The organism is Alcanivorax sp. 24 (genome assembly GCF_004360225.1).
Classification (GTDB): domain Bacteria; phylum Pseudomonadota; class Gammaproteobacteria; order Pseudomonadales; family Alcanivoracaceae; genus Alloalcanivorax; species Alloalcanivorax xiamenensis.
This window is the reverse complement of sequence record NZ_SNUA01000008.1, coordinates 129,642-152,052: the sequence shown is the minus strand read 5'-3', so window position 1 is coordinate 152,052 and position 22,411 is coordinate 129,642. Positions and strand designations below refer to the sequence as shown.

26 protein-coding genes and 1 other RNA gene are annotated in these 22,411 nt (G+C 63.0%); 11 read left to right on the top strand and 16 right to left on the bottom strand.

Annotated features, from left to right (window positions below; translation table 11 throughout):
• Positions 1-4 precede the first annotated feature (4 nt).
• From E0L37_RS21535 to E0L37_RS12820, 3 genes are read left to right on the top strand one after another with little or no spacing between them, the layout of a single operon-like run.
• Positions 5-163, top strand: coding sequence for a hypothetical protein (locus tag E0L37_RS21535; protein ID WP_166643063.1), 159 nt, complete (start codon positions 5-7; stop codon positions 161-163).
• A gap of 5 nt (positions 164-168) precedes the next feature.
• Positions 169-513, top strand: a complete 345-nt coding sequence (locus E0L37_RS12825) for a PilZ domain-containing protein (protein WP_133492116.1) — start codon at positions 169-171, stop codon at positions 511-513.
• Positions 506-1,249, top strand: a complete 744-nt coding sequence (locus E0L37_RS12820) for a class I SAM-dependent methyltransferase (protein WP_133492115.1) — start codon at positions 506-508, stop codon at positions 1,247-1,249. Before E0L37_RS12825 ends, E0L37_RS12820 begins: the two co-directional genes overlap by 8 nt.
• A gap of 844 nt (positions 1,250-2,093) precedes the next feature.
• Here the strand turns inward: E0L37_RS12820 and E0L37_RS12805 are convergent.
• The 5 genes from E0L37_RS12805 to rnd all read right to left on the bottom strand — a co-directional run bounded on the left by E0L37_RS12805 (position 2,094) and on the right by rnd (position 4,800).
• Positions 2,094-2,549 (bottom strand): HIT family protein, encoded by a 456-nt coding sequence (locus E0L37_RS12805; protein WP_133492114.1) that lies wholly within the window; start codon positions 2,547-2,549, stop codon positions 2,094-2,096.
• Entirely contained in the window at positions 2,536-2,898 is a 363-nt protein-coding gene (locus tag E0L37_RS12800) for a hypothetical protein (RefSeq protein ID WP_231504719.1), read from the bottom strand. The genes E0L37_RS12805 and E0L37_RS12800 overlap by 14 nt, the downstream gene beginning before the upstream one ends.
• A 77-nt stretch (positions 2,899-2,975) precedes the next feature.
• Entirely contained in the window at positions 2,976-3,434 is a 459-nt protein-coding gene (locus E0L37_RS12795; RefSeq protein WP_201303713.1) for a YcgN family cysteine cluster protein, read from the bottom strand.
• On the bottom strand, positions 3,431-3,739 hold the full coding sequence (locus E0L37_RS12790) for a YcgL domain-containing protein (protein ID WP_133492113.1): 309 nt from the start codon (positions 3,737-3,739) through the stop codon (positions 3,431-3,433). The genes E0L37_RS12795 and E0L37_RS12790 overlap by 4 nt, the downstream gene beginning before the upstream one ends.
• A complete protein-coding gene (gene rnd / locus E0L37_RS12785; protein WP_133492112.1) occupies positions 3,736-4,800 on the bottom strand; it encodes a ribonuclease D in 1,065 nt (354 codons plus the stop codon). The genes E0L37_RS12790 and rnd overlap by 4 nt, the downstream gene beginning before the upstream one ends.
• A gap of 257 nt (positions 4,801-5,057) precedes the next feature.
• Here rnd and gpmA point away from each other — a divergent pair, with 257 nt between their 5' ends.
• The gene (gene gpmA, locus E0L37_RS12780) at positions 5,058-5,804 is read left to right on the top strand and encodes a 2,3-diphosphoglycerate-dependent phosphoglycerate mutase (protein ID WP_133492111.1); all 747 of its coding nucleotides are present in this window, start codon (positions 5,058-5,060) and stop codon (positions 5,802-5,804) included.
• Between the two features lie 40 nt (positions 5,805-5,844).
• Here the strand turns inward: gpmA and E0L37_RS12775 are convergent, their stop codons facing one another.
• The gene (locus E0L37_RS12775; protein WP_133492110.1) at positions 5,845-6,843 is read right to left on the bottom strand and encodes a lipase secretion chaperone; all 999 of its coding nucleotides are present in this window, start codon (positions 6,841-6,843) and stop codon (positions 5,845-5,847) included.
• A 285-nt stretch (positions 6,844-7,128) separates the two neighbouring features.
• On the opposite strand from E0L37_RS12775, the gene E0L37_RS12770 reads away from it, so the two are divergent.
• Positions 7,129-8,064: a triacylglycerol lipase gene (locus E0L37_RS12770; protein WP_133492109.1), complete on the top strand. Its 936-nt coding sequence runs from the start codon at positions 7,129-7,131 to the stop codon at positions 8,062-8,064.
• A gap of 205 nt (positions 8,065-8,269) precedes the next feature.
• Positions 8,270-9,265 (top strand): putative solute-binding protein, encoded by a 996-nt coding sequence (locus tag E0L37_RS12765; protein WP_133492108.1) that lies wholly within the window; start codon positions 8,270-8,272, stop codon positions 9,263-9,265.
• Between the two features lie 194 nt (positions 9,266-9,459).
• On the opposite strand, the gene E0L37_RS12760 is transcribed toward E0L37_RS12765, so the two are convergent.
• The 10 genes from E0L37_RS12760 to E0L37_RS12715 all read right to left on the bottom strand — a co-directional run bounded on the left by E0L37_RS12760 (position 9,460) and on the right by E0L37_RS12715 (position 18,324).
• The gene (locus E0L37_RS12760) at positions 9,460-10,602 is read right to left on the bottom strand and encodes an acyl-CoA dehydrogenase family protein (RefSeq protein ID WP_133492107.1); all 1,143 of its coding nucleotides are present in this window, start codon (positions 10,600-10,602) and stop codon (positions 9,460-9,462) included.
• A gap of 451 nt (positions 10,603-11,053) precedes the next feature.
• Entirely contained in the window at positions 11,054-12,208 is a 1,155-nt protein-coding gene (locus tag E0L37_RS12755; protein ID WP_133492106.1) for an iron-containing alcohol dehydrogenase, read from the bottom strand.
• A gap of 215 nt (positions 12,209-12,423) precedes the next feature.
• A complete protein-coding gene (gene recR / locus E0L37_RS12750) occupies positions 12,424-13,041 on the bottom strand; it encodes a recombination mediator RecR (protein ID WP_133492105.1) in 618 nt (205 codons plus the stop codon).
• Positions 13,042-13,053: 12 nt separating this feature from the next.
• Positions 13,054-13,374, bottom strand: coding sequence for a YbaB/EbfC family nucleoid-associated protein (locus E0L37_RS12745; RefSeq protein WP_133492104.1), 321 nt, complete (start codon positions 13,372-13,374; stop codon positions 13,054-13,056).
• A 22-nt stretch (positions 13,375-13,396) separates the two neighbouring features.
• Positions 13,397-15,313 carry a DNA polymerase III subunit gamma/tau gene (gene dnaX / locus E0L37_RS12740; protein WP_133492103.1) on the bottom strand — a complete coding sequence of 639 codons (1,917 nt, stop codon included), beginning with the start codon at positions 15,311-15,313 and terminating at the stop codon, positions 13,397-13,399.
• A gap of 143 nt (positions 15,314-15,456) precedes the next feature.
• An RNA gene (gene ffs, locus E0L37_RS12735) (signal recognition particle sRNA small type) lies at positions 15,457-15,553 on the bottom strand.
• Between the two features lie 66 nt (positions 15,554-15,619).
• A complete protein-coding gene (locus tag E0L37_RS12730) occupies positions 15,620-16,138 on the bottom strand; it encodes a hypothetical protein (protein WP_133492102.1) in 519 nt (172 codons plus the stop codon).
• Between the two features lie 200 nt (positions 16,139-16,338).
• Positions 16,339-16,755 (bottom strand): Hsp20 family protein, encoded by a 417-nt coding sequence (locus E0L37_RS12725; protein ID WP_080531218.1) that lies wholly within the window; start codon positions 16,753-16,755, stop codon positions 16,339-16,341.
• Between the two features lie 351 nt (positions 16,756-17,106).
• On the bottom strand, positions 17,107-17,703 hold the full coding sequence (locus tag E0L37_RS12720) for a 2OG-Fe(II) oxygenase (RefSeq protein WP_342352125.1): 597 nt from the start codon (positions 17,701-17,703) through the stop codon (positions 17,107-17,109).
• Between the two features lie 150 nt (positions 17,704-17,853).
• Entirely contained in the window at positions 17,854-18,324 is a 471-nt protein-coding gene (locus E0L37_RS12715; protein ID WP_133492101.1) for a YbjN domain-containing protein, read from the bottom strand.
• A gap of 197 nt (positions 18,325-18,521) precedes the next feature.
• Between E0L37_RS12715 and E0L37_RS12710 the strand changes: the two genes are divergently transcribed.
• The 5 genes from E0L37_RS12710 (at position 18,522) to E0L37_RS12690 (ending at position 22,355) form a co-directional block, all read left to right on the top strand.
• Entirely contained in the window at positions 18,522-19,199 is a 678-nt protein-coding gene (locus E0L37_RS12710; RefSeq protein ID WP_133492100.1) for a hypothetical protein, read from the top strand.
• A 235-nt stretch (positions 19,200-19,434) separates the two neighbouring features.
• A complete protein-coding gene (locus E0L37_RS12705; protein ID WP_097058181.1) occupies positions 19,435-19,977 on the top strand; it encodes a PadR family transcriptional regulator in 543 nt (180 codons plus the stop codon).
• Entirely contained in the window at positions 19,967-20,782 is an 816-nt protein-coding gene (locus E0L37_RS12700; RefSeq protein WP_133492099.1) for a DUF1853 family protein, read from the top strand. The genes E0L37_RS12705 and E0L37_RS12700 overlap by 11 nt, the downstream gene beginning before the upstream one ends.
• On the top strand, positions 20,782-21,819 hold the full coding sequence (locus E0L37_RS12695; RefSeq protein WP_133492098.1) for a DUF2804 domain-containing protein: 1,038 nt from the start codon (positions 20,782-20,784) through the stop codon (positions 21,817-21,819). Before E0L37_RS12700 ends, E0L37_RS12695 begins: the two co-directional genes overlap by 1 nt.
• Complete coding sequence (locus E0L37_RS12690; RefSeq protein WP_133492097.1) at positions 21,813-22,355, top strand: DUF4282 domain-containing protein; 543 nt, start codon at positions 21,813-21,815, stop codon at positions 22,353-22,355. The genes E0L37_RS12695 and E0L37_RS12690 overlap by 7 nt, the downstream gene beginning before the upstream one ends.
• The last annotated feature ends 56 nt before the right edge of the window (positions 22,356-22,411 follow it).

Below are 22,411 nucleotides of genomic sequence, written 5' to 3'. Positions count from 1 at the left end.
GCTTATGAATGACAAGACCCGCGAAGAACACTACCGGCAGCGGCCCACCGAACCGCTACCGAAAACCGTTCGTCCCGCCCTATTCTTGTTGCTCTTCCTGATCGCCGTAACCCTGTGCATCGCCGGTGCCGCCGCCCTGGTGGACCGTCTCATCTATGGGTGAAGCCGATGAAGCACGTAAAGGAACAACGTCGTCATTCGCGCCACCGCGCTCCGAGCGGCCTGAACATGCGTCTGCGCCAGGATCCACCAACGGAGGACGACGATCTCACGCTGACATGCCGGGATATATCCCGCGCCGGTCTGGGTGTGGAACTGCCCTATTCGATCCGGCCCGATACCGACGTGGAACTGTGGCTGCAGCTACCCAACCAGGGTGAGGCCCTGCATCTGTTCGGCACCATCGCCTGGTGCGCCGAGGGAGATCAGCGCTGGTCCGCGGGCATAGCCCTTGATCTGGAGCGAACCGACGGTGCCCTCTGGGCGGCCCGGTTCGACGATCCCGATGTCTGACCGTCCGTCGCTGTTTCAACGGGGCGGGCAATACCATCTGTACCGGCCGGACTACCCGGAAAATTTATTCCGCTGGCTCGGCGATCAATGTTTCGAGCACCAATGGGCGCTGGACCTGGGCTGTGGCACCGGCCAAGCGTGCCGCTCCCTGGAAAGCCATTTCCAACAGGTCATCGGCGCCGACCTGAGCCTCGCCCAACTACAAGGCGCCCCGGCCAGTGCCAGCCGTTATCTGGCCGCCCGTGCCGACGCCCTGCCCTTCGCCGATGGCAGCTTCGACCTGATCACCGTGGCCCAGGCACTGCACTGGTTTCCATTGCCGATGTTCTTCAAGGAAGCGGAACGGGTGCTGCGCGAGGACGCGCTGCTGGCCATCATCAGCTATGGCTTGTGTCAGGTGGAAGGGCTGCCGGATCTGATCGACGACTTCCACGACCGGGTGCTGGCGCCCTGGTGGCCGGCGGCACGCTGGAGCGTGGTCAGTGGTTATCGCAATGTGACGCTGCCCTGGCCGGAGCACAAAGTACCGGAAAACCTCGGCATCGAACGTCATTGGCACTGGCGTGATCTGGCCGCCTATCTGGACACCTGGTCGGCTCTGGCGAAAGCACGCCGCTTCGGCAAGGACCCGTTGCAGGATTTCCTGCCGCAGTTGGAGCAGGCGTGGGGGGAAAAGACACGCAAGGTTCGCTGGCCGCTAAGAGTCCGCGCCTGCCGCCGGCCCAGGGAATATTAGGGACGCCGGACGCCGGACGCCGGACGCCGGACGCCGGACGCCGGACGCCGGACGCCGGACGCCGGACGCCGGACGCCGGACGCCGGACGCCGGACGCCGGACGCCGGACGCCGGACGCCGGACGCCGATAATGCAAAACCAGACCCAATGCCCTGGCAAGCACTAAAACGCCTTTTTCAGGTTCATCGCGGTTTAGCGGGCCACGGCGCTTCAATCATGGGCACGGGTCTGTAACGGAAGGGGCTACCAAGCCGCTCTATTCGCCATTCGCCGGCAAGCCGGTCTCCCACGGATCATGCCACGAAGCCGCTGTGGGAAGCTTGCTGGCAAGCGAATATCCCAACACCAGAGGGCCGGAACTCGCCAGCAAGCTGGTCTCCCGCGGATCTGCCACGAAGCCGCTGTGGGAAGCGGCCCGGGCGGCGCGCTCCGCTTGGCCGTGAATGCCCTGAGCCGTTGGCGATTCGCTTGCCAGCAAGCTTCCCACAGCGGCGCTGTAGCCCCCTCTGAAGGGAGGTCTTCGAGGTAACCGGGTAATACGGGAGCCCCCGCCGGAGCGACCCTTCTCGCTAAACCGCGATGAACCTTTTTTATGACCGCCGTCCATGGCGGTCACCCTGCGGGCCGTCGCACAGCAACGTTAAAAATTGCTCCCGGCAATTTTTTATGACCGCCGTCCATGGCGATCACCCTGCGGGCCGTCGCCGGGCAACGTTAAAAATTGCTCCCGGCAATTTTTTATTCCCGCAATGCCCGCAGCCCAGGGTTTTGACTTTAGCGTCTGGCGTCTGGCGTCTGGCGTCTGGCGTCTGGCGTCTGGCGTCTGGCGCCCGGCGCCCGGCGTTCAATTCTTCGGGAAATGCTCAGCCAGCAGCCCGGCAAGCCGATCCAGGCGGTGGCGGCGTTTGGACAGCCCGAACACGTTCATCATGCGGGTCCCCCAGGTCAGCGCCGTGGCCAGGGTGTCGCCGCCGCGGCGGGGGATCACATGAAGGTGGACATGGGGCACATGCTGATTGGCCTCGCGGCCGTCGTTGACCACCACGTTATGGGCTTTGACATCCAGCCCCGCCCGCTTCTGGGCGCGAATGGTGCGTCTCGCCAGTTCAAAAAGATGGGCCGCCAGATCCGGCTCCAGCTCTTCCAGCAGCGCATGATGGGCCACCGGAATCACCAGACAGTGGGCTTCGCGTACCGGAAACAAATCCAGCAGCACCACCGCCCGCTCGTCCCGGTACACCACACTGGCGGGGGCATCCCCGTTCAGGATCCGGCAGAAAACACAGTCAGTCGTCGTCATAATCCTCATCGGCCCCGGCCACCGCTTTACGGCGCTGGCGCCAGGACTCCAGCAAGGCAACGATAAACGCCACCAGCAGTACCGCCACCAACGGCGCCACCGCCCGCCAGGGCCCGCTGTCGTTGCCGGCGAACAGGCCGTCGAACAGACTGACCACCCAGGCCGGCGCCCATTCTTCCTGATTGGCCGCCACCGGCCACGGTGTCAGCAGCACGGCGGTCGCCAACCCCCGCAGCAGGGTTTTCAGCCAGGACATCAGAGGTCTGGTCAGATACCACAGCACCACCAGCACTCCCAGACTTCCCAATACGTAAGCCAGCCATCCCATCATATAGGCGTTCGTCGTCACAATTACTCCCTGGAGCCCTTCACGCTCTCAAGCCATTCTATACATCCTGGACCAACCTCTCTATCGGCTGGACCGGATCAGTTTTCCACCCAATGGATGACATGGTCTTCCCAGTCCCGCTCCGGCACCCGGTTCTCAGGCACCACGCGACCGGCAACACTGATACCGGCGGCCCGCACCGAGCCCGGTTCCCCGGACAGCAATGGATGCCACTCAGGCAGCGGTTTATCCTCGGCTCGCAATCGATAGGCGCAGCTGGCCGGCAGCCAGTCGGAACCGGCCATCTCTTCGGTCACCTGAAGGCAACCCGGCACCTTGCGCCGCCGCTGGGCGTAGACCTGGCAACGACAGCGGCGGGTATCGAGGTAACGGCAACTGAGATCCGTGAACACCACCTCGCCGCTGTCCTCGTCCTCCAGTTTGACCAGACAGCAGCGCCCACAGCCATCACACAGCGCCTCCCACTCCCGGCTATTGAGCTGCCCCAGTGGCAGGGTCCAGAAGCGCTCGCGCAGCGGCGGCCGGCTCGACGTCATGGCCGCTTCCCTCGCGGGTTGTCGGGATGGCCGGCGGCCAGGAACAGATCCTCGTCCGGCGGTGGCGGCATTTGCAGATAGAACCCCTTGTCACGCACCTCGTCCATGACCTTGCCCACCTCCGCCCGTGCCAGCGGCCGCTTGGGGTCCAGGATCATATCGCTAACGTGCACCAGCTTGCCGCATTGCTCGAGCAACACCTTCGGCACCGCATCCAGGCCAGTGGCGCGGGCCACGAAAAGATACATCTCGGAGCGGCGGCTGCTCCGGTAGATGGAGCAGAACAACTTGCCTTGCAGTGTCATAGCATCTCCAACAACGGCTCGGCGACCGGCTCCCGGCGCCAGCCTCGCAACGGCTCGGGCAGGGATGCCGGATCGCGCACCAGCGCTTCCAGCCAGCGGCGCCGCACCAATACCTCCGGCTGCAACCCCAGATCCCCGGCCAGAACGGTCACCCGGTCACGCAATTGCTTTACCCGATCCCGCTGCGGCCGGTCCAACGGTTCCGGCAACGGCTCCGGCGGCGCTTGCCGGCGCCCCTGTTGCAGACAGGCGATGATCCGCTCACCGTCCCGCTGAACCAGCTTGGGATGCAGTCCCAGGGACTGCAGCGCGCTCCGATCAACGCGGCTGCGACGGCTCAATTCCAGCATCACCGGATCCTTGAGCACGAAACTGCGCGGCAGGTCCCGCTGCCGGGCGGTCTCCTCTCGCCAGCGCGCCAGCTCCGCCAGGGCGGCCAGTGCCTCGCCCTGCAAGGCGCCGGCGCCCTTGACCCCATGCCAGGGCTCACCACCCTGTCCACGGCGCCGCACGTCCGCCACCAGCCGATCACATTCCTCCCGCCACCAGGCTTCCCGCCCCAGGGCGTGGAGACGTTCACGCAAACGGCCGGTGACTTCAGGCAGGTATTTCACGTCATCCTCGGCGTAGCTCAGCTGCTCGGCGCTGAGCGGCCGTTTGAGCCAGTCGGTGCGCGTGGCGCCCTTGGGCAGCGCCACCCCGAGCAGCTGTTCCACCAGCCGCTGGTAACTCATTTGCATATCTTCACCGACCAGAGCGGCGGCGATCTGGGTATCCTCGATATGCCCCGGGCACTGGCCGGTGAAATACTGCAGCGCTTCCAGATCCTCGGAACAGGAATGCATCACCAGACACCGGTCCGCCAGCACCTGGCCCAGCGCCGTGGCGGTCACCCGGGTGGTATCGATGAGACGGATGGCATCGCCATCGTGAGCTTGCACCAGGGCCAGTCGCGGCCAGTAGGTCCGCTCCCGCATGAACTCGGTATCCAGGTACAGCGGGCCCGCCGCCGGTTGCCAGTCCTGGATCCGTTCGTCTGTGTCACACCATATATAACTCATGCCGCTCCCGGCTCGTCCGAATGGGGCGCATTATACGGGCTCGGGAGCCTCTGAATCACTCCCCGATGCTGCCGGCCTGGTGGGCGTCGCCCGCGAAAGCCCCGAAGGGCGGGCACCGCGGCCCCCGTTAGCCGTGTTAAACGCCTGCCAAGGGCGGGCGCCGCGCCTTGCTAGCGGGCCTGTAGCGCCCGGAGGTGTGCCCGCTATCCGCTTTCTGCTAACCTTGGCGCGCCTTGAAAACCGCACAGGAATCAACCATGAGCACGAAACTGGTACTGGTCCGCCACGGACAGAGCGTCTGGAACAAGGAAAACCGTTTCACCGGCTGGAAGGACGTGGATCTCACCGACCAAGGGCGGGTGGAAGCGAAAACCGCCGGCGATCTGCTGAAAGAAGCGGGCTTCGAGTTCGATATCGCCTACACATCCGTGCTCAAGCGCGCTATCCGCACCCTGTGGACGATCCTCGATACCATGGATCAGATGTGGATTCCGGTAGTGCGCGATTATCGCCTCAACGAACGCCACTACGGCGCCCTGCAGGGCCTGAACAAGGCGGAAACCGCCGCCAAGTACGGTGACGAGCAGGTGTTGATCTGGCGTCGCAGCTACGATACGCCGCCGCCGCCAATGGAGCGTGATGATGAGCGCTACGCCGGCCGTTTCCGCGTTTATAGTAACCTCAGCGAATCCGAAATCCCGCTGTCCGAGAGCCTCAAGGACACCGTGTCCCGCTTCGTTCCCTATTTCCAGAGCGCGATCGAACCGGATATCCGCGCCGGCAAGCAGGTGCTGATCTGCGCCCACGGCAACAGCCTGCGTGCCCTGGTCAAGCACCTGGGCAATATTTCCGACGAGGAAATCGTCAAACTCAATATCCCCACCGGCATCCCCATGGTGTATGAGCTGGACGACGATCTGAGGCCGATCAAGAACTACTATCTGGGTGACGCCGAAGCCGCCGCCGCGGCCGCGGAAGCGGTGGCCAACCAAGGGAAAGCCTGACAGTTATCCCCCCGGTGGCGCCCGCCGCTGGGGGATAGCTTCAGGAATCCGGCGCCGGAATACGATCCAGGACTTCCACCCGGCGCCGCTCTCCCGTCTCGAACAAGCGCTCCCGCAACCGCTCTATTTCCGCCTGCTGGTCGCTCGGCGCCAGCCCGCTTTCCAGAATGACTCGGCGTTGTTCCCGGTAATCCTCGTAACGGGACTGCCAGAGTGCCCGGCGCTGATCCAGCTCCGCCAGACGATCCGCCGCCTCCCGCCCCAGTCGTTGTTCGCGCAGTTGATCGATCCGCTGGGACGACGCGCCTTCATTCCTTAACGCCTGTATTTCCTCACGCACCCGCATCGGCTCCCGTGAAGCACGCACCTGTTCGCGCAACTCCGGTGGCAAGGTGGCTTCCAATGCTTCCAGGCGCTCTGCCCTGGTGGCTTCGCCCAGCTCTTCATCTTCAAGAATCCGGCGCCGCTGCAGGGCGAAGTCCGCGTAGCGATCCTCGAAGCCAAAAAACGCCTCGGCGGTGGCGGCATCGAAAAACCGGTCCCGCAAAGCCCGGCGTTGCTCCAGGCTGTGGCGTAACGCGGCCGGTTCCTGTGCCGGCGGCGTCAATTCCGCCAGCGCCTCGCGATAGCCCAGATACTGTTGCAGCAATGCCCACGCCCGGGCCGCCGCCGACGGCGACAATCGTGCCTCGAAATCCGCCGCCAGACGCGCCTTGAGCGTGTCCAGATCCTCTTCACCCAACGCCGACAACACATAGTCGAAGCGGCGCCGCAGCGCCTCGTTGATGATCAGGTTGCCCTTCTCGTCCTCGGCCAGCGCCCCATCCGGCCGGGTGCCGCGCCAGGACGGCGGCGGTGAATCGGCCAGCGCCCGGCCGCGCTCGGCGTAATCATGCAACGGTGGCATTGTCGGGGTTTGCGGCGGGGTTTGGCGCGCCGCTGTCACCTCGCTCTCACCATCGCCGGCCCATCCCCAGATGCCCAGGACCGCCAGCGCCACCAGTGCGATCAGAATTGTGTATATGCGTCCTTTGCTCACGTTCAGTCCTCGACGGAAACCGCTCCCGACCCTCGCACCACCGTTCTAACAGGAGATGCCGCTCGTCGGATTACGACATTTTTATTAGTGAACGCCTGTTCCGCTCTGTTTAGGATCATAGCAGGCTGTTGGCAAACAGTCCGGAACCCGCCGGGTTCCACTGATAAAGGGTGGCCGATGGAATCGGTCATTGGCAAGAAAGAGCGCGGCAGCGGCTGATGCCGTGGTTCAGCCGCGACGGGCTCGACAAAAAATACCGAAAACAACAGATAAACAGGGAAGCTTATGAAAACGTCAAATAAAGCGCTGAAGGCGCTGCTCGGCATCCTGTTGTTCGCATGGTTGGCCGGCGCCACCCATGCCGACGACTACACCGAAACCCGCTATCCCATCGTGCTGGTGCACGGCTTGTTCGGCTTCGATACCGCCGTTGGCGTGGACTATTGGTACCGCATCCCCGAGGAACTGCGGCGAAGCGGCGCCGAAGTCTACGTGGCCCAGGTTGCCGCGGCCCAGGACACCGAGGTGCGCGGCGAGCAACTGGCACGACAGGTGGAGGATATTCTTGCCATCAGTGGCGCCGAGAAGGTCAACCTGATCGGCCACAGTCACGGCAGCCCCACCATCCGTTACGTGGCCTCGGTCTACCCGGACATGGTGGCCTCCGCCACTGGTGTTGGTGGCGTCAACTGGGGCGCGCGCCTGGCGGATGTCTTGCAAGGCGCGGTGGAGGATGTGCCTTTCAGCGGTGACCTGATCGGCTTTCTCGGCAACGCCCTTGCCGGGCTGATCGATCTGTTCTCCGGTGGCGGCCACGAACAGGACATCCTGGCCGCCTTGAAAGCACTCACCACCGAAGAGACCCTCGCTTTCAACCAGCGTTATCCGGAAGGCATGCCCAGTGAGTATTGTGGTGAGGGGCCCCGGGAAGGCAGCAACGGCGTTTCCTACTTCTCCTGGAGTGGCGCCAAGCCACTGACGAATTTCCTCGACCCTTCCGATGTTCTGCTCGGCGCCACCTCCATCGTTTTTCTCGGCGAGAAGAATGATGGACTGGTGAGCAGTTGCTCCAGCCACCTTGGCATGGTGATCCGCGATGACTATCGCATGAACCACCTGGATGAGGTGAACCAGGTCCTGGGGCTACGTGATCTGTTCAGTACCGATCCGGTCACCCTTTACCGTCAGCACGCCAATCGGCTCCGAAACTACCAATTCTGAGTCGAAACGGCCACGCCGGGCACCACATCGCTGGCGTGGCCGGGACACGGATAATACGGTCTGCGCACCTGCCGAAACACCCGTCATTTTGAAGACCGGGGCGCCGTTGCCGGCCGTCGCTCCGGTATTGAGCGATGATACCAGCGGCCGCCATTATCAGATTCCAAGGGACGATCCAACTTTACTCAAAAGCAGGACAATAACCATGATAAGAAGTCTTCGCATTGTGCTGGCCTTATGCGCCACGCTGACCATTTCCCTGGCCCAGGCCGCCGATCCGATCGAGAGGCGTATCTGCGTGTTCGATCTGGCCGGTAACGTCGGTCCGGTAATGACCGCCATGAAGGACTGGCAGACCGCCGCGCTGCAATGGGGGCTGAAAGCCAAGCTGGTGGCTTACACCAATGAAGCCATCGCCGCCGAGGATCTCAAGGCCGGCGTTTGTGACGCCTCCCTGATCACCGGCCTGCGCGCCCGCAAGTTCAACAAATACGTTGGCACCGTCGACGCCATCGGCGCCATGCCAACCATGGAACACATGAAAGTCCTGTTGCAGGTGCTGGCCGATCCACGCAGCGCCAAGCCAATGAGCCACGGCGATTATGAAGTCATTGGCCTGGCACCGGCGGGGGCCGCCTATATTTTCGTCAATGACCGGGCCATCGATTCCCTGGCCAAGGCCGCCGGCAAGAAGATGGCGGTGCTGGAGTTCGATGAAACCCAGGCGATCATGGTGGCTCAGGCGGGCGCCACGCCGGTCTCTTCGGATATCACCAATTTCTCCACCAAATTCAACAATGGCGTGGTGGATATGATTGCCGCGCCCCTGGTGGTCTATGAGGTTCTGGAACTGTACAAGGGACTGTCACCGGACGGCGGCATCATTGACTACCCGCTACTGCAATTGTCCATTCAACTGGTCGCCAACAAGGCGCGCTTCCCGGAACGGATCGCACAGCAATCCCGCGAATATTTTTACAACAATCTGGATCGCGTCATCGAACAACTGCAACGTGAGGCCGCCACGGTCAACGATAAATGGTGGGTGCAGATTCCCGACAGCGACAAGCAGGAGTACGAACTCATGATGCAGGAAGGCCGGACCCAGTTACAGCAGCGGGGCTTCTACGACGCCGATATGCTGGCACTGCAAAAACGGATTCGCTGCAAGCTGGATCCGACCCGGGCGGAATGTACCTGAACACCGCGATATCACGGTTCGTGAATTGCTGCCGTCCGATCAATTTTCGCGGATTGGGCACGTCACTTCATTCGCGAGTAAACTCGCTTCCCACAGGCGTGCCACGGAGCCGCTGTGGGAAGCCGCCGGGCGGCGCTCCGCTTTGGCAGCGAATGGTTTGTCAGCATGCCGGTGTCTCGTTGTATGCGACTTGCCTACAGCCCCAGCCGCTTGGCGATGATCTCGTTCATGATCTCGTAAGTGCCACCACCGATGGATAGGATGCGGTTGTCGCGAAACAGCCGTTCCACCACGGTGCCGCGCATGAAGCCGCTGCCACCGAAGATCTGCACCGCATCCCAGGTGACCCGGTCCGCGCACTGGGTAGCCTGATTCTTGGCCATGGACACATCCAGCACGCAATCCTCACCGGCGGCGATACGAGCCGCCACCCGATAAGTGAACTCGGTACTCGCTTTCACCATCGTGGCCATTTCCGCCAGTTTATGGCGGGTCACCTGGAAGCCGGCCAGCGGCCTCCCGAACGCCTGACGCTCACGGGCATAGGCCAGCGCCTCCTCCAGTGCCACCTGCGCGGTCATGTTGGCGGTGACGGCCAGGATCAGGCGTTCCATCTGGAAATTGCTCATGATGCAGTAAAAGCCGCCGTTCTCCGGACCAATGAGATTCTCCACCGGTACCTGGCAATCCTCGAAGAACAGCTCGGCGGTATCCGATGCCCACCAGCCCATCTTCTTCAGTTGCCTGCCGACGGTGAAACCGGGGGTGCCCTTCTCCACCAGCAACAGGCTGATACCGCCAAATCCCGCATCCCCGGTGCGTACCGCCACGGTGTAATAATCCGCGCGCACGCCGCTGGTAATGAAGGTTTTCGAGCCGTTCACCCGGTAATGATCACCCTCCTTGACCGCCCGGGTACGCAGGTTCGCCACATCGGAACCGCCGCCAGGCTCGGTGATCGCCAGCGCGGAAATCTTTTCCCCCGCCAGCACCGCCGGCACCACCCGTTCCTGCAGCGCGTCGCTGCCCCACTTCCACACCGGCGGCAAACCGATGTCCAGGGAGCCGAGACTGGCGCCAACACCTCCGGAGGTGCATCGCACCATCTCCTCACAGGCCGCCACTTTCATGAACACATCCTCGCCGGTGCCGCCCCAGCGCTCCGGCGCGCCAATCCCCAATAGTCCCGCCTGAGCAGCCTTGACGTACAACTCACGGGGAAAAGTCCCCGCCTCCTCCCACTCATCCACGTGCGGGCGGATCTCCCGCTCAACAAAAGCCTTCACGGTTTCTCGCACCATCCGGTGGGTGTCATTGAAATAATCGAGTGTGGACACGGAACCTCCTGTGATTGTCGCCCTGGCACCAGCCATACCTAGCGCTTGCTTGGTTTACAAGGTAGCAAACCCCGCCTGGCCGGACAAAGACCGGAACGCGCAATCTGGAGGACGAATTCGTCAACGGCGGCACGCCAACGCGCCATTCGCTGCTAAAGCGGCTTCGTAGCTCCTCCGCTGTGGGAAGCTGGCTTGCCAGCGAATACGATGCAAGTTCGATCTCAGGGCCTTTTCGCTGCCAAGGCAGTCTCCCACAACGGCTTCGAAGTGAAAGGCCACGGAGCCAGCAAGACTCCCACGGATAGGGCCTCGCTGTGGGAAGCTTGCTCGCAAGTGAATGGGGTTCACTCAGCCGCTTGACAATATTCGCTTGCGAGCAAGCTTCCCACAGCGGCTTCGTAGCCCATGATTCAAAGCGAATGATCCCACCATGGCGCATGTACCGTCCCAGTCACCAAAGCGCCTCATAAAGCCGCACGATCTCCTCGGCCTCCGGCACCCGGGGATTGTTCCCCGGCGAGCCGGAAGCCAGGGCCTGTTCCGCCATGGTGTGACGGACCTCGAAAAAGCGGTCGCGGTCGATGCCGAAGCCCGCCGGCGTCGGCACCTGTAACTCATCATTAATCGCCACCAGGGTCTCCAACAACTTGGCGTTGGCGCGGGCATCGTCATCATCCAGCCCGGCGAACCCCAGCGCGCGGGCGCAATCCGCGTAACGGGCCGAGGCCGCCGGCAACGAATATTCGGTCACCGCCGGCAGCAACATGGCGTTGGACAAGCCGTGGGGCACATGGAAGAAAGCACCGATGGGACGGCTCATGCCGTGCACCAGCGCCACCGAGCTGTTGCAGAAGGCCACTCCGGCCAGCGTGGCGCCAAGCATCATCGCTTCCCGCGCCGCCCGGTCCTCGCCATCGTGGTAGGCACGACGCAAATGAGGACCGATCAACCGCAACGCCGCCAGAGCCTGGCTGTCACTGTAGCCGTTGGCCTTGCGGCTGACGTAGGCCTCGATGGCGTGAGTCATGGCATCGATACCGGTGTCCGCGGTGGTTCGCGGGGGCACCGACACAGTCAGCTCGTAGTCCACCAGTGCCGCCACCGGCATGAAGGCGGCGCCGACGCAGAGCAGTTTTTCGTCGGTACGTTCGTCGGTGATGATGGTGAAACGGGTGGCTTCCGAACCAGTGCCGGCGGTGGTGGGAATGGCGATCACCGGCAACCCCGCTTCATCCACCTGACGCGGAAAGCGGTAATCATTGATTACGCCGCCATGCCTGCCCAGCACGGCGATGGCCTTGGCGCTGTCGATGGGGCTGCCGCCGCCCAGGGCCACCACGGCGTCATAATCACCGTCGCGTACCATCGCCAGTCCGCCTTCCAGAGAGGCGGCGGTGGGCTCCGGCAGCGTATCGGCGAACACGTCAGAGCCCATGCCCGCCTCCGCCAGCAACCCCCGCAAACGTTCCAGATACCCCAGTCGCGCCATCATCCGGTCGGTGACGATCAGCGGATTGCGGCAACCGAGCCCCTGCAGTACCGCCGGCAGGCGCGCCATGGCGCCGGCGCCCACCTCCAGCACACGGGGCAATATGATCGAGGCCATGCTGTTCTCCTTGTTCTGTGTGTAGCCGAGCCAAGGAGACTGTTACATGGTGATCGAGGGGGTGCAATAAGTTCGCTAAGTTCGCTGGCAAGCCAGCTTCCCACAGGTTCGGCTACGAAGACGCTGTGGGAGCTGGCTTGCCAGCGAATACCGCGCGGCAAGGCCGCGCACAAGGGCTGGCGCGCTGCGTGTAAGCGTGCCGGCGGCTTTTTCGCTCAATCCTCGAACGGGCGGCGGGCGCGCAGGGCCTGAGCCAGGGTGGCGCCGTCGACGAACTCCAGATCACCGCCCATGGGAACACCCTGAGCGATGCGGGTGACACTAACGCCCGCTTCCCGGGCCAGATCGAGGACATAGTGAGCGGTCGCCTCCCCCTCCACGGTGGTGCCGGTGGCCAGAATCAGCTCGCGAATTTCACCGTCACGCAGCCGTTGCTCGAGCACATCCAGACCCAGTTCCCGCGGCCCGATACCGTCCAGCGGCGACAACTCACCCATCAGCACGAAATAATGGCCACGAAATTCACCGGACTGTTCCACCGCCGGCACATTGGCCGGCGAGGACACGATACAGATCAGCGACGGATCCCGGCGCGGGTCCAGGCAAATGGCGCACAGGGTCTGCTCCGCATTGGTCCGCTCGGCATAGTTGCGGCAACGCTCGCAGTGGCTGACACCATCCATGGCCGCGCGCAGCGCGTCAGCCAGTTCACGCCCCTGCTCGCGACCCCGCTCCAGCAAGGCGTACGTCATGCGTTGCGCGGACCGGGGGCCCACACCGGGCAGGCAGGTAAAGGCGTCGATCAGGTTTTCCACCAGGGGCGGATGCTTCATCACATCGATCCGTTACATGCCCGGGAACGGGAAACCACCTAGCCCGCCACCCGCCATGTTCTTCATGGCATCCTGCTGGCTGCGTTCGACCCGGCGCACCGCGTCATTGACGGCGGCGGCCAGCAGATCCTCAAGGAATTCCTTATCCTCGCTCATGACACTGGGATCAAGCTCCACTTTCTTGACGTCATGGCGGCCATTCATCACCACCTTGACCAGACCGGCGCCGGCTTCGCCGGTGACTTCGGCGTTGGCGGCGTCTTCCTGCATTTTTTTCATCTTCTCCTGCATGGCCTGGGCCTGCTTGAGAAGGTCGTTCATGTCGAAATCCATCGTTTTGCTACCTGTTCGGGCCCTAGTCGCGGGGGCGGATACTGTCTTCATCGAGGCGGCCGCCGAAACGGCTCATCAGCGTTTGCACGGTGTCGTCGGCCAGCAGTGATGCCCGCGCCTCCTCCAGCCGTTCCTGACGGCGCTGCTGATCCAGCAACTCCGGGGTATCGGCCACGGTTTCATGGTAACGCACCTGAACCCGGATACGGCGATGGTAGTAATCACTGAGCGCGCCGCCCAATTCCTCCAGACGCTCATTATTGACCAGCACCTGGTGGCCATTGCTGAGTTCCAGCGTCCACTGATGTTCGTCGCGCTCCGCCAGCACCGCGTTGCGGGCCAGGTGCCGCACCGCCCCGTCCAGCGGCAACCGCATCAACAACGCCGCCCACCAGGAAGCCATTTCGCCGTCATCCCGGGGCTCCCCCAAGGGTTCGGGATCCGGCTGCCGACGTACCGGCTGCTCGGCGGCCGCCGGCCCGGGTTCCGGTTCGGGCTCGGACTGGGGTTCCGGTTCGGGTTCCAGTGCCGCTGGCGCGGTCTCCAGAGCCCGCGACAGCGCCGCGGCTCCGGGCTCCGGCCGCGGGGCCGTCTCAGGCGGGGGCGCCGGTTCATTCCGGGGCGGGTAGCGGTCTTCAGGTTGCGGAGCCAGAGCAGGCTCGGGCGCCGGTTCCGCCGCCACCGCCTGTTGAGCCGGCGGTGCGCTCACCGTGGCGTCCAATCGCGCTTGCGATCCGGGTTGCTCGTTGGCACCAGCGGTGCCGCCGTCCAGCATGGCCTTCATAGCGCCGGGGCCCGACGCCGCGGGGGCGTCGCTAGGGGCTGGCTGGGGCTTTTTTGCCGGGGCGCTGCCCTCCCCCGCCGCGAGCACGCCCTTGGGTGAGAACAGCACCATGCGCAGCAGCGTCATTTCCAGCGCGGCGCGGCTGTCCGGGGCGTCCTGTACATCGCGGCGGCCGCGCAGAGCCACGTCGTAATAGAGTTGCACCTGCTCGGCGGTGAACTCCCCGGCCAGCGCCTGCATGTCGGCGTCATCGCTTTCACCCAGCGCCTGAGTCACCGCCAACTCGTGCAGCGCCGACACCAGTTCGTCCAACAATGCCAGCTCGTCCGGAGCGTGTTCGGACACCGCCGCCAGCGCGTTCAGCACCGCCGCCGGCGTATCCTCGGCCAACGCCCGCAACAAGGTCCGCACATGAGCGCGATCAACGGTCCCCAGCATGCCGGAGACGGCGCCGGTGGTCAGTTGCTCACCACCGAAAGCAATGGCCTGGTCAGTGAGGCTGAGGGCGTCACGCATGGACCCGCGCGCGGCCTTGCCCAGCGCCAGCAGCGCCGGCTCCTCGAAGCGGATCATCTCCCGTTCGAGCAGGTCCTTGAGGTGGCGGGCGATCTGTTCCGCCGGTAACGCCTTGAGGCTGAACTGCAGGCAGCGCGACAGGACGGTCACCGGCAGTTTCTGCGGATCGGTGGTGGCGAGCAGGAACTTCACATGGGGCGGCGGCTCCTCCAACGTCTTCAGCAGCGCGTTGAACGAGTGCGCGGAGAGCATGTGCACTTCGTCGATCAGATAGACCTTGTAGCGGCCACGGCTGGGCGCGTACTGCACGTTTTCCAGCAGCTCGCGGGTATCCTCCACCTTGGTGCGGCTGGCGGCATCCACCTCGATCAGATCAACGAAGCGACCCTCGCCAATTTCCTGACAAGTGGGGCAAACGCCACAAGGACGGCTGCTGACGCCTTCCTCGCAATTGAGGCAGCGGGACAGGATGCGGGCGATGGTGGTCTTGCCGACACCCCGGGTGCCGGTGAACAAGTAGGCGTGGTGCAAGCGATCCTGATCGAGCGCGTGCATCAACGCCCGGGAAACGTGTTCCTGGCCCACCAGTTCATCGAAGGTGCGCGGGCGATACTTGCGGGCAAGAACCTGGTAACTCATGGTACTCCAGCCAAAAGGATGCGGGCTTTGCAAAAGCGATAAGCTTGGCGAATGCCGTATGCTAGCGAATCTGGCCGGGTTGCAACAGCACGGGAACGGAATGGTGTGATGGCGCGGCGAAGAAAGGGGGGAGATGGAGGCCTTCCCGCCAGCCGCACCTCGGCACACAAGTCCACCGCGTCCGTTGCTCCCTTCCGGGCCTGGCGGGTTGCGCGATTTATCGTTGCGAGGGGACCGGCAGGTCGGCCATAACGCGCCCGTGAAGGCGAGCGCGCATTGTGGCCAAACGTTTATGCCATTGCAAGTTCAATTGAACGGACTGAAATCGTCCTCGTGACCCACTTCCCTGGCCTCGCGGTGGCGTTGCTCCATCATCCGTTCCACCCGGCGCGCCTGGACTTCGGTATCGGCGTCCACCATCACCAGGTAGTTGCCATTCTCCACGTCTTTCCAGTAGGGCTCCAGGTGATGGTTGCGGCTGGAAATACCGTAGATGCCGCCCAGCCAGGCGCCGAAGCACATGCAGAAAAGGGTGCTGAAGATCACCACGCTCAAGGCCAGTTGCTGCCCCCAGGGCTCCATCGCCACCAGCGCCGAGCCGATGATGAAACCGCCGAGCGCGCCGAACAGAGCGCCGAGAAAACCAGCATGCATGATCTCGGTATCTTCCCAGATGGTGGTGGCGTGCAGCTGGGCCCGGATCACCGGGCCGGATTCCTTGCCCAGAACATGCATGCGGCCTTCGTCGATCCCGGTCACGTCCAGATCCCGGGAGATATTCTGGACACTGTCGAGAGTGCCGGTAACGTAGTACAAGCGTTTCATGGGTCCGCCTCCTTGTCCGCAGCCGGAATCACGCGTTCTCCCGTCAGGGGGCGTGCATTCCGGGCTTGTATCTTCGATTCTGCGCCGCCGCCGACAACGGTGTCAGGGCGTTGAATAGACAAGTTGGCTATATTGGAGGGAGCCTGATAACGGAAGGGAATGTCAGGAGCCGGTGTTACCGGCCCCTGAGTATATTGGTATCAATCCTTGTTGATCGGGACCTGACGGGCTTTCTCGGATTCCGGAACCACCCGTTTCAGATGCACCACCAGCAGGCCATCGTTCAGCGCGGCGCTGTCCACCTGCACGTGGTCGGCCAATCGGAAGGTGCGCTCGAAGGCACGGCGGGCAATGCCGCGATGCAGCCAGGTACGGCCCTGCTGCTCCTCGGCGCCGGGTTTGCCGGTGATGCGCAGAACATTCTCCTGCACCGTCACGGTCAGCTCGGCCTCACGGAAGCCGGCCACCGCCATCACCACCTGATAACGGCCATCGGCGTCACGGATAATGTCGTACGGGGGATAACCGCCGGACTGGTCGGAACGCAGGCCGTCCAGCCACTCGTCGAAACGGTCAAAACCCACACTGTGTCGAAAAAGAGGTGCCAAAGTATTCATCACGTCGTCTCCAGATTCATACCACCCGTTCCCCGCAGGCAAAGGGGTGGACAATTTACCGGGCATCCCGCTCATCGGAACGCCTGTTTGGGACGTGACACTTCAGCCGGCTGTGGTCACGGGGAGATAAATGGGGGGGGCCGAAAAGATTTCAAGGGGGGGATACACCGTTTCCGCTGGCACGCGACACGCCAGCACGCCAGGCTTGCCAGCCCGAAGTCAGACGGAGAGGCCTGAGTGCTTGGGAAGTCACAACAGAAGTGGGTTCGTGAACTCACTACGCAGGGTCCTCGATGCCGCCCTGCTTAGCGTGCAAGCGTGCTGGCGTGTTGCGTGCCAGCGGATCCCTTTTCAACGTGGCGGATCGAGCCGTTCGGCGGTGGTGTTATTGCAGCGAAACCAGCCGGCGATGCTGATTCGTTGGGCCTGGGCCTCCAGCACCTCATGAGGAATGTGCTCGCTCAGGAAGCACACCAGCGTGCCACCGAGGGGTTCCACTTCCGTATCCACCACGCGGCTGTGCGGTTCCGGCCACAGGCGCAGGCGGCCGCCCAGGTCACTGCTCCAGTTCTGATTCAGGTACAGCACCACCGATAACACGCGGCCGGAGTTGCCGCGAAAGGCATCCAGGTGGCGCCGATAAAAAGCGCCGGGATCGTAGATGGCGAAGTGCGCTTCCAGATCGAACAGCCCGAGAAACAGCTCCCGGTTCACCGCCAGCCGCAGCTGCTCCAGTTCTTCCTGCAGGCGGCATTGGGCCAGGGTCGAGCCGTTCAGCCAGCAGGTGCGGTCACGGCGCACGCGCTGGTCATGCTGGTGATCCTCGCGCCGACCGATACCGGCTTCCTGAAATTCGCCACGGGCATCACGCAACAACGCCTCGCGGCGCAGGGCGCGGATCAAAGGCGTGGGAAAATAACCCGGCATGACCGCGTAATGACGGGCCACCAGGCTGTCGATGAGCCGCGCCCGCCGTTCACCGGCCTGCGCGTCAAAAGGGCTGATTGTGGGTTCCAGCGAAGGATCCTCGGTGAATCCTCAAGCGTCTAGTGACGCTCATCCTCAAGCGTCCCGGGATATTGCTCCGGGTGGAAACGCTCAGTGCAGCGCGCCGGGCTCCGAGGGCGCGCCCTCATCGTCGGGCCAGAATAACCAACCCGCCTGCTGGCATTCTTCCAGCAGTTGTACGGTGCCGTCCACGGTGGCCTGCACGAAATAGATGAACTGATCAAAGGTCACGCCCTGACGGCCAAGCAGCAGGTCGCAGGCCACCAGCCTCGGCATGGAATCGTCATTGACGTCCAGGAACAGTTTCAGGGACGGATACTGCATGTTCAGAGCCGACAGTTCCGCCTGCACCGCGAACAAGGCACCGGGGCGGATCTCCAGCTCCGTGGTCAGTAACAGACCGTCTTCCTCGACGAACAAGCGCGCGTCCACCACCCCTTCCCGGGACTGCAACTCACTCAGGTGCAACCCATGGCACTGATCACAAATATAGTGCTGGATATTTGCCTGCTGCAGCCAACGCGTCACCTGTTCCGCGTCGGGTGTGACCACCGTTATCATCCGTCTCTCCGATTTGTCAGGAGGCGCATCATCGGGCATTCGCCGGGCAAAAGAAAGAGCCGATCCGCCCGCCGTTTACCGATCCGGCCCTGGTGTGCCGACGCCGCAGTCGTGCCCGCGCCGGTCAGGAAGCGCTAACATGCCAGGGCCTGTTCACCCTAATTCTGTCCCTGTTCCTTGAAGACCGGAAGCAAACGATGACAACAAAGACCTACGTGGCTTTTCCCTCCAGCGAAACCCTGCACCGGACCACCGATGGCTTTATTCGCCGCATGAACGAGGGCGCGCGGAAAGCGGAGCCTGAAACCATGGAAGCGATCATGAAGACCTTCGTCGAGGAGGCGCTGAGGACCTTTTTCCTCAAACCGGCGGCGATGGCCGGTCTTGGTAGCGGGCAGATGCGTCTGATCCGCATGGCCTGCGACACCATCGCCAAGGCCACCGGGCTGGTGGTGGGCCGCAGCGCCAGGAAGATGGATCTGGAGCAAAATCAGGCCGCCGCCCGCTATATGGATGACATCCGTTTCCAGTCGAAGGACGGCGGCACCTGGTACGTCGCCTTCCCCATCGACGAGGCTCTGGCGGAAAAAGGCCGCCAGGCACGTCACCTGGCGAACGAAGGCAGGGAAGCCGAAGCCCGCGACGCTCTGGTCGCCTATCTGCGTGAAATGACCGAGGTCGCTCTGAACTGGTACTTCGAAAAACCGATAGCACTGCTTCATTTTGGCCCCATTTTGCGTAAAGTGGCCGCCGTTGGCATCGATACCACTCGCCGCGCCAGCTTCGGCGTTATCGGCAAGGTCATCCCCAAATTGGAGCGCCAGCAGTTGCTCCACTCCGTACACTATTACTGTGGCATGCAGAGGACATTCTGATTTCGTGCTCGGTTTCCTTGTTTATCCCCCCTTATTGTGCACATGTCGTCACTGAATGTATCCGTTGTACTCATCAATAAAACGCTTTCATAACAAAGTATTACCTAGGTATCAGGCAGGGATATAACCTCACTAAGTTTTTACAAAACTGCTTATACAACGGATTGCGCAGGCACAATTTCGCTCTCTACTATCGCAGTAGAGAGACCGATAAACAAAAAACGAGGAGCCAGCCGTGTCATTGCGCCATGCCATTCTTGTCCTGTTACAAGACGAAGAAGCCAGCGGCTACGACCTCGCGCGGGAGTTCGCCAACAGCATCGGCCTGGTGTGGAACGCCACCCACCAGCAGATCTATCTGGAACTGGGAAAATTGAACGAGCAGAACATGGTGCATTATCGCCATGTGCCCCAGGACGGAAAGCCAGATAAAAAGCTGTACCGCATTACCGATGAAGGGCGACAGGAACTGGTGCGATGGTTGCGCCGCCCAGCGGCGCCGGCCCGGGTCCGGGACGCCTTCATGGTGAAGGTCGCCGGAGCCGCCCTGGCCGATCCGGAAACCCTGCTTGGCGAACTGGATCAATTGGTCCAGCAACGCAAGGAGCGACTCGCCAACTTCGAAGCCGAGGCCAGAAAACTGGAGCGACAAAGCGAGGGCAACAGCCGCTTTCAGCATCTTACCCTGCGCCGGGGCATTCTCGACCAGGAGGCCTGGCTGGCCTGGGCCGAGGAAGTTCGGGAAGTCCTGGAGGACACACTGAGCCATCAACACTGAGACCTCCATCCCGTTCGAGGGGCCACCGGCGATCCGCCTGTTTCAATGGCTGATCGAAGCCCCGCCTCTGTTCGCCACACCAGCGGGCGCCGACCAGGATGCCGGTGTTCTGCTGGCCCAATGCCTGGCCGAGGATCCTGATTGGCCCCATCGCGCCGCCGCAGCGGGCGCCCCTCCCCTGCAAGGTCGTCTCGGCCACTGGTTCGAAGCCCTGGTGGCCGCTCTGCTTGCCCATGGCCAGCGCCTTGAACTGCTGGCACGCAATGTTCCGCTACGCCGACAGGGACGCACGCTGGGGGAGTTGGATATGGTGCTGTTTGACCACGGCAGCGGCCGGCGCCTGCACTGGGAACTGGCGCTCAAGTTCTTTCTCGGCCACGACGGCCGATGGCCCGGCCCCAATCCGCGCGACACTCTGCAAAGCAAAGCCGAACACCTGTTTCAGCGCCAGCTGCCCCGCAGCCTGGATGTGAGCGCGGCGGAACCGCCCATGGCTCCGATCGACCATCGGCAGGCGCTGACTCGGGGGCGCTTGTTCTACCCGATGCCGCCCTGCCCGCCACCAGCGCAAGCGGCTCGGGGACATCAACGCGGCTTCTGGTGCCGGGCCGCGCAGTGGTCCACCCCGGCCCGGCCGGTGCCCCGGGCCTTTTGGGCCATTCCCGAGTTGTTGTCGGACAATTTCACCGCACCGGTTGCCCCCACCGAATTGCGCGACTATGTTCAGCGCAAACAATCCGTGGTGATGATCCTCACCGATAACAACGCACCGGGTTTTCTGGTGCCGGACACTTGGCCCTTTTAATGCATTTCGATCCCTTACCCGAACCACTGGTGGCCCCGTGTGGACAGGTCCGGCTCGGCCTGTTTCCCGATTCCGTCGCCACCGTCAACGGCCGCGCCTACGACTACCGCACGCCGATGGGCGCCCCCGCCTCGCGCCGGGCCCGTCATTTCCATTACAAGCAATTCCAGTATCTCGGCGTGATCAGCGACGATTTGCTGATCGGCTGCGCCCTGGCGGACACCGCTTATCTGGGCGTGGCCTTTCTCTACATTTACGAACCCGCCACCGGCACCCTGGAAGAGCACACCTGGCGGGCACCGCTGGGGCGCGGTTTATGCATGTCGGACTCCCCGGTGAACGGCGAAAGCCGCTTCCGTCGCGGCGGCACCGACATCACGCTGGGCTATCGCGCCAGCGGCGGCCACCGGGAGAAGTCCCTGACCGTGCGCGGTGCCGGGCTCGACCTGGATGTCACCCTGGAAGAGCCGGACGGCTACCAGCCCATGTCCCTGTGCACCCGCACCGGCATCAATGGCTGGGTCTACGCCAACAAAGTGGCCGGCGTCGGGCTGCGCGGCCGGTTGCGCTGGCGCGGCCGTGAATGGTCACTGGCGGATCTGGGCAATGTCGGTGGCCATCATGATTTCTCCGCCGGTTACATGCGCCGCGAAACGTTCTGGAACTGGGCCTGTTTCTCCGCCTGTATCGACGGTCACCGGGTGGGGCTGAACGTGTCCTGTGGCGTCAACGAAACCAGCGTCAACGAAAACTGCCTGTGGTTGGATGGCCGTTTGATCAAACTCGACGGGGTCAGCTTTGATTATCAGCGGGACAATCTCATGGCCCGGTGGGAAATGCACAGCCGCTGCGGCCGTCTCCGGCTGAGTTTCGAGCCGCGCGGCGAACACCGCGAGCGCCTTGATCTGGCGCTGTTCGCCAGCAACTTCCATCAACTTTTCGGGGTGTTCCATGGCGAGCTCACGCTGCCCGATGGCACCACCCTGCCCCTTTCCGGCCAGCCCGGCTTTGTCGAGGAGCAATACGCCAAATGGTAGATCCGCGCAACGACGACACCACGCCCGAAACCGGCGAGCCTCAATCCCCGCCGGCCCATGACCCCTTCAATGAAAAGCTGCGCCGCGCTCTGTTCTGGATGGTGCAGTACTGGAAAGAGCTGGTGAGTTTTCGCTTCGACCGCTACATGATCATCCAGGTGATTCCCGGCGTCTACGGCGTGGCGCTTGCCGCCATCGCCCTGGGGCTGCTGTATCTCACGGTGGAAGCGTTCATGACCTCCACCTGGCGCGGCCTGTTCTTTTTGTTCATCGGCGCGCCGCTGGGGTTCCTGTTCATGGCGTCGGCCCTGCGCGCCCTGCTCGAGTTCTACATGGTGGTGTTCAAGATCTCCGAGCACGTCGACCAGTTGGTGGGACTGCGCGATACCGTGGACCGGCTCTCCGGCATCGGTGATACCGTGGATGAAATGGTGGCGGTGACCCGCCGCATCCCGTTCTGGCGGGTGCTGTCCGGACGTGGCCGGCCGGGCAAGGAGAAGGACAGCGAAGACGGCAACGACGACGACAACCGCTGAAGCAGAAAGGAAAAGATCCTGGAACAGCCTGATCTTTAGCCACCGTGGGAAGCATG